The organism is Pseudoalteromonas sp. TP27, from assembly GCF_056470645.1.
In genome coordinates, this window is record NZ_JARDAK010000003.1 from 113,442 (window position 1) to 126,959 (window position 13,518).

At 36.0% G+C, this 13,518-nt stretch carries 8 protein-coding genes and 1 pseudogene; 6 read left to right on the forward strand and 3 right to left on the reverse strand.

Annotation, left to right across the window (positions count from 1 at the left end; all coding sequences use genetic code 11):
• The first annotated feature begins 121 nt into the window (after positions 1-121).
• The 4 genes and pseudogenes from glpK (at position 122) to PX700_RS05210 (ending at position 3,882) form a co-directional block, all read left to right on the forward strand.
• Positions 122-1,618 (forward strand): glycerol kinase GlpK, encoded by a 1,497-nt coding sequence (gene glpK / locus PX700_RS05195; RefSeq protein WP_479520055.1) that lies wholly within the window; start codon positions 122-124, stop codon positions 1,616-1,618.
• A 179-nt stretch (positions 1,619-1,797) separates the two neighbouring features.
• Entirely contained in the window at positions 1,798-2,529 is a 732-nt protein-coding gene (locus tag PX700_RS05200; protein WP_479520056.1) for an MIP/aquaporin family protein, read from the forward strand.
• Positions 2,530-2,846: 317 nt separating this feature from the next.
• Positions 2,847-3,157: pseudogene (locus PX700_RS05205) on the forward strand (patatin-like phospholipase family protein); the annotation flags it as partial.
• Positions 3,158-3,168: 11 nt separating this feature from the next.
• Positions 3,169-3,882 carry a hypothetical protein gene (locus PX700_RS05210; protein WP_479520057.1) on the forward strand — a complete coding sequence of 238 codons (714 nt, stop codon included), beginning with the start codon at positions 3,169-3,171 and terminating at the stop codon, positions 3,880-3,882.
• A gap of 125 nt (positions 3,883-4,007) precedes the next feature.
• On the opposite strand, the gene PX700_RS05215 is transcribed toward PX700_RS05210, so the two are convergent.
• On the reverse strand, positions 4,008-4,571 hold the full coding sequence (locus PX700_RS05215; protein WP_197181433.1) for a lipid-binding SYLF domain-containing protein: 564 nt from the start codon (positions 4,569-4,571) through the stop codon (positions 4,008-4,010).
• Positions 4,572-4,718: 147 nt separating this feature from the next.
• On the opposite strand from PX700_RS05215, the gene PX700_RS05220 reads away from it, so the two are divergent.
• A complete protein-coding gene (locus PX700_RS05220; RefSeq protein ID WP_479520058.1) occupies positions 4,719-5,930 on the forward strand; it encodes a tyrosine-type recombinase/integrase in 1,212 nt (403 codons plus the stop codon).
• Positions 5,930-7,123 carry a cation:proton antiporter gene (locus PX700_RS05225; RefSeq protein WP_479520059.1) on the forward strand — a complete coding sequence of 398 codons (1,194 nt, stop codon included), beginning with the start codon at positions 5,930-5,932 and terminating at the stop codon, positions 7,121-7,123. Before PX700_RS05220 ends, PX700_RS05225 begins: the two co-directional genes overlap by 1 nt.
• Before the next feature lie 196 nt (positions 7,124-7,319).
• Here the strand turns inward: PX700_RS05225 and ydiJ are convergent, their stop codons facing one another.
• Both ydiJ and ppsA read right to left on the reverse strand, forming a co-directional pair.
• Positions 7,320-10,367 (reverse strand): D-2-hydroxyglutarate dehydrogenase YdiJ, encoded by a 3,048-nt coding sequence (ydiJ, locus tag PX700_RS05230; RefSeq protein ID WP_479520060.1) that lies wholly within the window; start codon positions 10,365-10,367, stop codon positions 7,320-7,322.
• 691 nt (positions 10,368-11,058) lie between these two features.
• Positions 11,059-13,434: a phosphoenolpyruvate synthase gene (gene ppsA, locus PX700_RS05235; protein ID WP_479520061.1), complete on the reverse strand. Its 2,376-nt coding sequence runs from the start codon at positions 13,432-13,434 to the stop codon at positions 11,059-11,061.
• Positions 13,435-13,518: the final 84 nt, after the last annotated feature.

A 13,518-nucleotide genomic window follows, 5' to 3' on the forward strand; every position in this document is an offset into this window, starting at 1 on the left:
ACAAATGAATGAAAATTACATATAAATAATTATATATTAAGGACGCATTTTAGTTGTATGTACCGATAAATCCATGTAATAGTAAAAAAACGAAAATAATCGAAAGTAGAAGTGAAAAACAATGAATAAATACATTCTTTCAATAGACCAGGGCACAACTAGTTCTAGAAGTGTACTATTCGACTTAAAAGGTAATATTGCTTACTTAGAACAACAAGAATTCGATCAACAATTTCCTAAAGCTGGTTACGTAGAACATAAAACAGATGATATTTGGAATTCTGTTCAACAAACTACTGAAGCAGTGATGAAGCACATTGACCCACAACAAGATAAAGTGATTGCGATTGGTATTACTAACCAACGTGAAACAACCATTGTGTGGGATAAAAAAACAGGCGAACCTGTTTATAATGCGATTGTTTGGCAAGATAGACGTACGTCAGAGTTTTGTAATAGTTTAAAAAAAGCTGACAAAGAAAAAATGGTTAGCAAAAAGACAGGGCTTTTGATAGACCCCTATTTTTCTGCAACAAAAATAAATTGGATTTTAGAAAACTGTCCAGGCGCCAGAGAAAAAGCAGAAAATGGTGATCTAATTTTTGGTACTGTCGATACGTATCTATTGTGGAAATTAACAGGTGGAAAAGAGCATCGTACCGACGCCACAAATGCATCTCGTACTATGTTGTTTAATATTCACACCCAAGAGTGGGATTCAGAATTACTTGAACTTTTCAATATACCAAAACAAATGTTACCCGAGGTTATGGACTCATCTGATGACTTTGGCGTAGCAGAGCAAGCATATTTAGGTTACGAAGTTCCTATTTTAGCTATGGCCGGTGATCAACAGGCTGCACTATTTGGGCAAACATGCTTTCAACCCGGCATGGCAAAAAGTACCTATGGAACAGGGTGCTTTATGATGGTTAACACTGGTGATAAAGTCCTTGAATCTGAAAACAGGCTTTTAAGTACAGTAGCTTACAGACTAAATGGAAAACCAACCTATGCGCTTGAAGGCAGCATTTTTGTTGCAGGTGCGGCAATTCAATGGCTTAGAGACGGTTTACAGCTAATCGAAAAAGCAGATGAAACTGAATCACTTGCATGTAATACCCCTTTAGACCACGGTATATATATGGTTCCTGCCTTCACAGGATTAGGTGCTCCTTATTGGGATTCGAATGCGCGAGGTGCTATTTTTGGCTTAACCCGAGATACCGGTATAAAAGAAATCGTAACCGCTGGATTACAATCAGTTTGTTTTCAGACTAAAGATCTTCAAAAGTCAATGGAAGCAGATGGAGTAAGACCACAGGTACTAAGAGTTGATGGTGGTATGGTAAAAAATAGCTGGCTCATGCAGTTTTTGTCTGATGTTTTAGGAGCCGAAGTTGATCGTTCAAGCATAAGTGAAACAACTGTATTAGGTGTAGCTTATTTAGCAGGTCTTAAAGCGGGTGTATTCCCATCACTCGAGTCATTAGCGAGTAACTGGAATTGCGATAAACGATTCGTACCCGATATGACTAAAATTAAACGAGATGAATTGTATGCTGGTTGGTGTAATTCAGTCAAAAAAGTGCAAAGCGAAGACTGCTCGCAAAAATAAATAGTAAAACTTATCTGATTTAGTTGATTAAGATACGTTATTAAAAGACTAAAACAGATTTAACGTTAAATATAAAAATATGTATGTATGGTGATGTAAACCAAATACTATAAATATTTGGGCTTATCTGATAGATACATAGTGATGGACGGTTTTTATCGCTAATAAGGAATATTAAAATGTCACCTTTCTTAGCTGAAATAGTTGGCACAGCATTACTAATTTTAATTGGTGGTGGGGTTGTTGCTAACGACATACTAAAGAAAACATTAGGCCATGGCGGCGGTTGGATGACGATTACCACGGCTTGGGGACTTGGTGTTTTTATGGGGGTAGTTGTTGCTGGTCCCTATAGTGGAGCACACCTAAACCCTGCGGTAACAATAGGCTTAGCCGTAGCTGGATTATTTCCATGGTCCGAAGTTCTAAGCTATATTTTAGCAGAGTTTATTGGCGCAATGGTTGGCGCTTCGTTAGTTTATGCAATATATAAAGATCATTTCGATGCCACTGACGATCCCATCTTAAAACGAGCTGTTTTTTGTACATCTCCAGCTATACCAAATACGTTTAGAAATATACTTAGTGAAATAATAGGCACCATTGTTTTATTAATTTGTGTTTTTTACTTCTCTTCAGCTGAAATTGACGATGGTTCTGGCGTAAAAATAGGCTTAGGTTCAATAGGTGCTATCCCTGTTGCTTTTGTTGTTTGGGGTATTGGACTTTCTCTTGGTGGGACTACTGGATATGCTATAAATCCAGCGCGAGATTTAGGCCCGAGAATTATGCATTGTTTATTACCAATAAAAGGTAAAATTGATAGTAACTGGAGTTACTCATGGATCCCGGTAGTGGGTCCAATAATAGGGAGTGTTTTGGCTGCTTTACTATATATCATGATTAAATAATTGATATATTTATTTAATTTATTAAGTACTGATTATACACAGACTATTTTTAAACACACAAAATAAACACATAATTTATATAAGTACTATAGTTAAATTAAAAAAGGGCGAGAGCCCTTTTTTTATGAAAAGTTAAAGCTATTACCAATCCAAAAATATAAATAAAAGAGTATAAAAATATTTATATATCGGAAGACGGGATTATTTTTACCACTAAAAACTAAAAACTAAAAACTAAAAACTAAAAACTAAAACTAAAAACTAAAAACTAAAACTAAAAACTAAAAACTAAAAACTAAAACTAAAAACTAAAAACTAAAACTAAAAATCTAAGCTTAATTTTGTATCCGCATTTTAATAGCGAGCTAAAAGCAGGGTGGTTTGATAAAATTTAAAACGCAAAGTGTAACCACTTAATTATGACAACGTAGTGATGATCACCCCATCAAAATAATTTGTAGCAAGCTTACCGTACGGAAAAATTCCAGATAGGAATGACTTTACCGATCTCGATACAGATACACGAATTAAATATTGGAATACAGTTTTTAGTGAAACTGAAAAGTTGGCAGAGGCGTTTGATAATTTATATATGATTAAAAATAATATTAAAATAAAAGCATATTAAGGATTAATAAAATGAAAGATCTCAAGGAAAATTTAAGCACCATCTATTGCTATGTATTATTAACCATTGTATTTGCTATTACATTTATTGTAATACTTGGATTAGTACAATTAATATTTACTGGGACTGCTAATATGGAAACAGTTGCTTCATTAATATCATCTTTTAGCAATTTTACCGTAAGTATTTGTAGCATCTTGTTAGTTTGTTATGCTGTGAAAACATATAAAAAATGGAAAGTTGATAAAACAATCAACGAATACAAGCAGCTTATATCTCTTACATTCTGTATTTACCATACAGCTAGGCAAATTTATAATTCACTAAATATATACCAAGGTAATAGTGACGAAATTACACATGAGTTTGAAGGATCTAGTAAAGATAAACTAAAAGAACATATTTATATCGAGTTTAATGGAATTCAAAAGGCATACTTTAAATTATCTGAAATCATAGATATTTTAGGTGCGATTCATTCTATAGAACGGGAAGAAGAACTTATTCGGCTAAGAGTATATGCTGCTAGTATCATGCTTAAAATACAAAAAGACATTTCAAAGCCTGAAAAAACAATGAAGGAATTTAAAGAAACAGATAAAGATAAAGTCTTTATAGATGAAATTTTAAAAATAAAAATTTTTAACATAAACAGTGAGGAAGATTTTTCATTATCAGATTTTAAAAATTCTATTGATCTAAACGTAAGACATCTTTTAAAGTAGTATTGGTAAGTTTAAGAGATACTTTATATAACTACCCATAAATTACGTTATGTTAAATTGTGTGGGTTATAATAAAGCGAGCGTGATTATACAAACCAGCTCGCTTTTAGGGCAGTATTTAGGGGTTAATTAAGCTCTGAATCTACCCAAAACTTAGTTCCTTTTAATACTGCTTGTAGTGCAAGGCCATTTTCGGTTACAGAATATACAGTAACTTGATCTGCAATAGCTTCGGCAACTACAGCGCCACCTTTATCACCATATTTAGCTGCAGCATCTGCATTTCCGCCAAATGCCCAACCATGTTCAATAAATCTATTTAACGCGGCTTGGGTATGAAAAACCATAACCACGTTAAAATCTTTAACGCCTAAACCAAGGCCTAAACCGGCTTCACCCATATTCATGTAAGTCGATTTACCAGTAAGGTTATTTTTAACAACACCATACCCGCCACCAAAACTGGCTAAAACTACATTTACATTAGCGTTATCAAAAACAGCAAAACCAGCTGAATTAGCAATTTGCTGTTTAACATCAGGCTTTTTTGCGTATAATTTATCAAGTGTATTTGATTTCATACTTTGAACCAAAGAACGTTTTTCACTTGGTGATGCACTGCCTGTAGTAGCACAACCTGTTAATGCTACAGTGAAAGCAAGCACGCTTAGTATAATTAGTTTTTTCATAACTTTTCCTTAATAAGATATAGCAACCAACAACCATAGAATAATCATGGTATTAAATAATTAGAGTTTCACTATGTCCAATACTAGACAGTATCGGACTTTAACGTTATTCTGTAAGTCTATTATTTAATTGAATATTTATACATTATGCTTGTTGCTTTGGTTGATACGTTAAAACAATTAAGATATCAAATTGCCCATCTAGATGACGGTACTTTAGATTCAGAATACCCAGAACTTGCATCCTTTATACAGGAAGTTGGCTTGACTGTAACTGAATCAAAGGCCGATCTGATATTTTTATATCAGTTTTTGTATGTTTATGGCCGAAAATCAGAAGCCACTTATAGTCGTTTTCGAAATGAGCTTGAACGCTTTTATTTATGGTCTTGGTTAATCGCAAAAAAATCAGTATTTGATTTAAAACGCGAAGATATTGAAGCCTACGTTGATTTTATGGTCGAACCCGATAAAACTTGGGCTGCCACTTCAGTGCAATGGCGATATAAAGATGAGCAAGGTATTCGCCGATTAAACCAAAATTGGCGCCCTTTTATGCTCAAAGAATCTATTGCTAGTCAGCAAACTTTATCGTCTATGTTTACTGCTTTAAATGTATTTTATAAGTTTGCCCTACTCGAAGAAAAAACATTTGCTAACTTTGTGCCTGTAGTTAAAAAAAATAGCCCGTACTTAGTCGTGCAATCTCAAATTCAAATTCCTGATACGTTAAGCGATATACAGTGGGAATATGTTTTTGGTGTAACGCGCGATTTATGCGAACAGAACCCAGAGCTAGAGCGAAATCTATTTACGCTCGCGTGTTTAAAAGGTTTATATTTACGAATATCTGAATTGTCAGAGCGCCCGCAATGGTCGCCGGTAATGTCTCATTTTTGGCAGGATAATGATGGTTTTTGGTTTTTACGTATTATGGGTAAGGGAAATAAATTACGTGATGTAACGTTAAGTGATGATTTTGTTGAATATTTAAAACGCTATAGATTATACAGAGGTTTACCCGCCCTTCCCCGTGTTGATGAATCAGATCCGCTGGTGCATAAAATTCGTGGCCAGGGTGGGATGACTGTAAGGCAAATTAGGCGTTTAGTTCAACAAAGTTTTGATTATGCACAGCAATCATTACTTGATGATGGTTTTAAAGATGATGCTGAACAACTTGGTGCGGCAACTGCCCATTGGCTTCGTCATACGGGTGCCACACATGATGCGCAAACTAGACCGCTTAAACATTTATCAGAAGATTTAGGTCATTCTAAAATTGCGACTACCGATCAAATTTATATTCAAACAAATATTAAAGAGCGAGCAAAATCAGGATTAAAGAGGAAAATTTAATGGAGTACTTAGTAATTGCATTTATAGGCGGACTATTTTTAATTTATTCTTTAACACTTCGCCAGTTAGAAAAAACAGAAGTAACGGGGCCAATGTTTTTTGTTATTGGTGGAATATGCTTAGCAATGTTGCTACCCAATGAAGGGCATAAAATAAAAGATGGTGTTGATCTCTTACTCCCTTTTATAGAACTCACGCTGAGTATATTTTTATTTTCAGATGCAGCTAAATCAAAGTTAAGTGTTTTAAGGCACAGTTTTCAGTATCCTAGTTTATTATTGTTTGTTGCCCTGCCCTTAACTTTATTGCTAGGTATTGCCGTAGCTTTATTTTTATTTGCTGAGCTTTCACTTATTCAAGCGGCATTGCTCGCTATTATTTTAACGCCTACCGATGCAGCTTTAAGCAAAGGGCTATTAGCAAGTACACAAGTTCCTGAAAAAATTCGTGAAGGAATAAATACTGAAAGTGGTTTGAATGATGGTTTATGTGTACCTGTATTTTTAATATTTATATTACTCGCTAAAAATCCTGAATCAGCTATTACAGCTACGCAAACATTAAGCGTATTTGGCCGAGAGCTTGGGCTTGCTTTATTAATAGCAATTACAAGTATCGCTATTTTTATACCGTGTTTAAATTTTGCAATGAAACGTCATTACTTTGCACAAAACACCAGCCCTTTTTTATTACTGGGATTTGCGATGGCTGTTTTTTCGGTCACTCAGTATTTTCATGGTAGTGGTTTTATTGCAGTGTTTGTTGCAGGTTTATTGTTTGATAAATTTTCGACTGATGAAGTAAGAACAGAACTAATAGAAGACTCAGAACACATTGCCGACTTTACATCGCTAATGATTTGGTGCTTGTTCGGGTTTGTTTGCGCTTACTTAGTTATCCCTAAATTAAATACTGAAATAATAATTTACGCTTTATTGAGCACAACATTAATTAGAATAATTCCGGTTATGTTGTCACTACAGTTTACAGCGTTGAATATTAAAGAGCGTTTTACGTTTGCGTGGTTTGGTCCAAGAGGATTAGCATCTATTGTTTTTACATTGATGGTGTTAGATACACAAATAGAAAATAAATATCAAATTGCGACTATAGCAATGACGACTATTTTATTTAGTGTGTTTATACATGGCATTAGTACTAAACCTATTGCCGATAGTTTTGTTAAAAAATAATTATTTAAAACAGTTATTTAAAGTGGCTATTTAAATTAGATAATTAAAATAATAGATTTAAAAAAGGCGTAACGGTTATTTCATCACTGATGAAGTTAATCGTTGCGCCTTTTTTGCTTAAGAACTAATTTAATAAAATATTACTTAAATAAAGTTATTTAAGTACTCTTATTTTTAAGTGATCTTATTTATAAAGTTATTTAAGAACGTGTGCTAGTAATTCAATTGGGTGTTTTGGTTTAAACTTCTCAAAACGTTTAACTTGGCTACGACACGAAAAGCCAGTAGATAAAAGTTGCTCTGGTTTATTTTTATCTACAATTGGTTTCCAGCTCATTTCGTAAAGTGCACGTGAGTTATCTTGATTTTGTGCTTCGTGGCCATAAGTTCCCGCCATTCCACAGCAACCAGTATTTGTTGTTTTTAATGTTAACCCAATATCATTAAAAATTGTTTGCCATACATTTGCAGCTTTTGGTAATGCCGTTGTTTCAGTACAGTGACTTAATAATGTAAATTCGGTATCTGTATTTTGGTTAGCAGTTAACCCTTTAAACGATTGCGACTCTAACCATTCATGAGCAAGTTGCACATTAAATTCACCACGGTTATTTTCTAAAATTGTATTGTATTCATCGCGATAACACATAACCAGTGAGGCATCTAAACCAACTAATGGCGCATTAATATCATTTAATTTATTTAAAAACTCTGCGGCATTTTTTGCTGTAACTTTAAACTCATGCAAAAAACCTTTTACGTGCTGAGGTTTACCATTTGGTTTAAAAGGTAATAACATTGGTTTTTTACCAAGCTGGGTTATTAATGTAATAAAACTTTCTACTAGTTCGGCTTCGTAAAAACTCGTAAATGGGTCTTGTACTATTAATACGTATTCGCTTTGTTGTTCTGCATTTAATTTATTTAATAAATCAAAATCAAATTTTTGTGCTTTATTAACACGTTTTGAAAGTGCAGGAATACTTAACTGTGGTGTATCAACATAACCAACTGTTTTTTTAATAACATTGCTGACTAGCGATGTTTTAACAATTGGATTTATTACTTTTGCAAACTTTGCCATTAATGGCGCGCTATTTTCAATATTACCAACAAGGTAGTCTTTTAGCGGACGCGCATAATAACTATGATAATAATTTAAAAAGCGCGAACGAAAAGTAGGCACATCTACTTTTATTGGACAGGCAGTTGTACATGCTTTACATGCTAAACATTCATCCATTGACGCTTTTACTTCGTGAGAAAAGTCGTAAATACCTTTTCGTTTTTCGCGGCTGTGAACAAAACGTTCCCACCAGGTAATTACTTCACCTTTGTTAAGCTGCTTTTCTACTTCGAGTAAATCTACATTTTTTGACTCTTGTAATCGAAGCCATTCACGCATTAAACTTGCTCGCCCTTTTGGTGAATTACGGCGATCGCCAGTCACTTTATACGATGGGCACATGGGTGAGTTTTCGTCGTAATTAAAACATATGCCATTACCATTACAGGTCATTGCATTGTTAAAACTAGTTTTAACGTCTATTGATATTTGCTTATCGAAGTGCGATCTCTTTTGTCCGTCTACACTAACTAGTGAGTCTTCACTATCAATAGGGGTACATATTTTACCGGGATTAATACGATTGTTAGGATCGAAAGCGGTTTTTATTTTACGAAGTTGAGTATATAAATGCTCACCAAAAAACTCAGGGCTGTATTCACTACGATAACCTTTACCGTGTTCGCCCCACATTAAACCGCCGTACTTAGCGGTTAGTTTTACTACTTGATCTGAAATTGTGCGTAGTAGTTTTTCTTGTTCTGGGTCGCACATATCAAGCGCCGGACGGACGTGCAAAACCCCAGCATCAACATGACCAAACATACCATATTGTAAATTGTGGCTGTCGAGTAATGCTCTAAATTCAACAATATAATCAGCTAAATTTTCAGGTGGTACTGCGGTATCTTCTGCAAAAGCGAGTGGTTTTTGACTCCCTTTTACATTACCTAGTAAACCCACTGATTTTTTACGCATTGCGTAAATTTTTAATATATCACTTTTATCGCTGGTTAGCTGATACCCAATAACGCCATTAGTTTGATTAGCTACGCATTCATCTAAAAGTTTACAAAGCGTGTCTACTTTGTCTTTTATATCATCGTTTGATACTGCATTAAATTCGACCATGTTAAGGCCTTGCATATCTTTATTTGGTACGTCGGTTATTAAGTCCGATACTAAATTCCAAATAATATCTTCGCGCGCTAAGTTTAAAACTTTGCTATCAACGGTTTCTACTGATGTTGCGCGTGCATTTACTAAAAATGGTGAATGGCGAAGTGCTGAGTCAAAACTATCGTATTTAATATTAATAAGTGTTTTAAATTCGGCAATAGGCGTTAGGTTTAATTTAGCTTCAGTTACTATACCTAATGACCCTTCTGAACCGGTTATTAGTCGGCTCATGTCAAAAGTAAGTAAGTCATCACTTAGCACATGCTCAAGGTCATACCCAGTTAAAAAGCGGTTTAATCGAGGAAACTTAGCTAAAATAGCAGCACGTTCATTAAGTGAAATATCTAAAACTGTTTTATATAAATTGCCAATGAGTGAGTCTTGGTCGGCTATAATTTTTGCTTTGTCGATGTCGATTGTTGAAGTGCACATAGGGGTGCCGTCAACTAAATAAGTTGTTAACCCTAAAACATGGTCGCTTGTTTTACCGTAAACTAATGAACCTTGCCCCGATGCGTCAGTACTTATCATGCCACCAATAGTTGCCCTGTTACTGGTAGATAAATCGGGTGAGAAGAAAAAACCATAAGGTTTTAAAAAGTCATTAAGTTGATCTTTTATTACGCCGGTTTGAACACGTACCCAGCCTTCTTCTGCATTTATTTCCAGAATTTCGCGCATATAGCGAGACAAATCTACAACAATACCAGGTGTTAGCGATTGACCGTTTGTACCTGTTCCACCGCCACGCGGGCCAAACGTTAATGATAAAAACGGGTCGCGAGATGCTGTTTGCAATGCGAGCTGAATATCTTTTTCATTTTTTGGAAAAATAACACCTTGCGGTATTTCCTGATACACACTGTTATCGGTTGAAGCAGTAATACGCGTTGCGTAACTTGCGTCTGTATCTCCGGTAAAACCTTGATTTTTAATGGTACTTAGGTAATTAGCGACAAGTTCTGTCGCGGCATCTTGCTGTGTAATTGTTGCTATCATGACGGCGATATTTTAGGGCATTTGCCTAATTATATCATGGTGATGGCGAATAGAAATTGAAGATTTTACAGTTTGTAACACTCTTTTAGTCGATTTTAATGCAGCTTAAATTATAATCAAGTTAACAAGTAATGAGGTGTGTTATATGAAAAAATTACTATTACAGATCAGTGGCGTGTTATTTATTTTGCTAGGATTATTTTTTGCGGTTGTAGCTAGGGCGTGTTGACCTTTGGTTGTTGAATTTGCAGCAGTATGTTTGGTTTTTAGGCAAGGCAGAGCCTATGTAGTGTGGTTGCTCCCCATAAATAGGCGATAACGCAGCATAAATACCAAACATGCGCTGCCCAATGGGTTCTTTCTAGGGACGATTAACTCTTTGTTGCTCGGTTTTTACTTAGCCCACTAGGTTACAAACCTCGCGCCGCGATTAAATCGCCCCTAGATTGAACAAATTTCAATCCACAAAGATCAACACGCCCTTAGCCTTCGTTGATTTTTTTTATGGCGGGTTTATTATGTTTTTCGCTTTATTATCCAAAGGCGCGATATTATTTATCGCTGTGTCAAAAGGCATTAACTAAGTCGTGTGCCTATTTAGATAAAAAATTAGCCCGCTAGTTTATTTTTAATTGAGCAAATAAAAATGCCAGCAATAAATTGCTGGCATTTTTTATAGCTTACATACTTGTTACTTTGCTAATTTTTTAGCTAGGTACAACCATGTTTCTATTACTGTATCTGGGTTTAATGAAACAGAATCAATGCCCTGCTCTACTAACCATGCTGCAAAGTCTTCGTGATCAGAAGGACCTTGGCCACAAATACCTACGTACTTTCCTTTTTCTTTAGCTGTTTTAATAGCCATAGAAAGTAGCTTTTTAATTGCTGGATTACGCTCATCAAATAAATGTGCAATTAAACCAGAATCACGGTCCAGACCAAGCGTTAGCTGTGTTAAATCGTTAGAGCCGATAGAAAAACCATCAAACATTTCTAAAAATTCATCAGCAAGTAGTGCATTTGAAGGAAGTTCACACATCATGATTACTTTAAGACCATTTTCACCACGTTTAAGGCCATGCTCTTCTAGTAATTCAATTACGCGTTTGCCTTCTTCAAGGGTACGTACGAATGGGATCATGATTTCTATGTTTTGCATATCCATGTCGTTTCTTACACGTTTTATTGCTTCACACTCTAGTGCAAAACAATCACGGAAGTCTTCAGAGATATAACGTGCAGCACCACGGAAACCAATCATTGGGTTTTCTTCTTCCGGCTCGTATTGCTGGCCGCCAACTAGGTTTGCGTATTCGTTTGATTTAAAATCAGACATACGAACAATTACGCGCTCTGGTGCAAATGCACAGCCTAGAGTAGAAATACCTTCAACCAGTTTTGTGATATAAAACTCTACTGGTGATTCGTAACCGGCAATCATGTCTGTGATTTCTGCTTTTAATGCATCTGTTTGAGCATCAAAATTTAATAACGCTTTTGGATGAACACCAATCATACGGTTGATAATAAATTCAACTCGCGCAAGGCCAACACCTGCATGCGGTAAGCGTGCAAAGTCAAATGCACGATCGGGGTTACCCACGTTCATCATAACTTTCATTGGTAGTTCTGGCATTTTATCAACGCGTGACGTTAGTATTTCAAAATCTAAAATACCTTCGTAAATAAAGCCGGTATCGCCTTCGGCGCACGATACAGTTACTTCTTGGCCCGCTTTAATTAAATCAGTTGCGTTACCACAACCAACTACTGCTGGAATACCTAATTCACGTGCAATGATTGCAGCATGACATGTACGGCCACCACGATTTGTAACAATCGCTGCAGCTCGTTTCATGATTGGTTCCCAATCAGGGTCGGTCATATCGGTAACTAAAATGTCGCCAACTTGTACTTGATCCATTTCTTTGATTGAATCAAGAACACGTACAACACCACTACCAATTTTATGACCAATTGCACGGCCTTCAACAACAACGTTGCTTGTACCATTTAATTGAAAACGTTCCATTACGTTAGAGTCTTCGTTTGAACGAACAGTTTCTGGACGAGCTTGAACTATATATAGCTTGCCGTCGTTACCGTCTTTTGCCCATTCGATGTCCATAGGACGACCGTAATGTTTTTCAATGATTACAGCTTGCTTGGCAAGGTCTTGCACTTCTTCATCTGTAATCGAAAATTTATTTGAAAGCTCAGGGGCAACATCAACGATGTCTACTTGCTTACCATGTGCTTTATCTTCTGAGTAAATCATTTGAATGGCTTTAGAGCCAATATTACGACGTACTACTGAAGGTTTGTTTTTTAGGAGTGTTGGTTTATGAACATAAAACTCATCAGGGTTAACTGCGCCCTGTACAACCATTTCACCTAAGCCGTAGCTTGATGTAATAAATACAACGTCTTCAAAGCCAGACTCTGTATCAATACTAAACATTACGCCAGATGCTGATTTATCTGAACGTACCATGCGTTGAATACCCGCTGATAACGCTACACCACGGTGATCGTAACCTTGGTGAACACGATACGAGATTGCACGGTCGTTAAATAATGAAGCAAATACGTGTTTAATAGCGACCATTACTGAATCGATACCAACTACATTTAGGAAAGTTTCTTGCTGGCCTGCGAATGATGCATCTGGCATATCTTCAGCGGTAGCTGATGAACGTACTGCGAATGAAACATCTGCTGTAGTGTCGCCGTGGAGTTGGCTATATGCGTCGCGAATGGCTTGATCTAGGTTTGGTTGGAATGGTGTGTCGATTATCCATTGGCGGATGTCTGCACCGACTTTAGCGAGTGTATTTACATCATCAACATCAAGTGTATCTAAAATGTCGTGAATTTTTGCTGTGAGTCCTGATTGATCTAAAAACTCATTAAAAGCATCTGCGGTAGTTGCAAAACCACCCGGTACTTGTACACCAGCGTTTGCTAGGTTTGAAATCATTTCGCCAAGTGATGCGTTTTTACCGCCAACTCGAGGAACATCTTGCATACCAAGCTCTTGATACCAGAGAACGTATTCTTGCACGGATCTTTCTCCAAAAAAAACTAATTGTAGGTCTAACTGTGAGAGTTAAGAAAGAAAACCTTTTATAAAGGTCACCTTCATTCT

Bases quoted from the DNA above. Each gene is read 5' to 3' on its own strand.
- glpK (WP_479520055.1), top strand. From the start codon at position 122: ATGAATAAATACATTCTTTCAATAGACCAGGGCACAACTAGTTCTAGA.
- PX700_RS05200 (WP_479520056.1), top strand. From the start codon at position 1,798: ATGTCACCTTTCTTAGCTGAAATAGTTGGCACAGCATTACTAATTTTA.
- PX700_RS05210 (WP_479520057.1), top strand. From the start codon at position 3,169: ATGAAAGATCTCAAGGAAAATTTAAGCACCATCTATTGCTATGTATTA.
- PX700_RS05215 (WP_197181433.1), bottom strand. From the start codon at position 4,571: ATGAAAAAACTAATTATACTAAGCGTGCTTGCTTTCACTGTAGCATTA.
- PX700_RS05220 (WP_479520058.1), top strand. From the start codon at position 4,719: ATGCTTGTTGCTTTGGTTGATACGTTAAAACAATTAAGATATCAAATT.
- PX700_RS05225 (WP_479520059.1), top strand. From the start codon at position 5,930: ATGGAGTACTTAGTAATTGCATTTATAGGCGGACTATTTTTAATTTAT.
- ydiJ (WP_479520060.1), bottom strand. From the start codon at position 10,367: ATGATAGCAACAATTACACAGCAAGATGCCGCGACAGAACTTGTCGCT.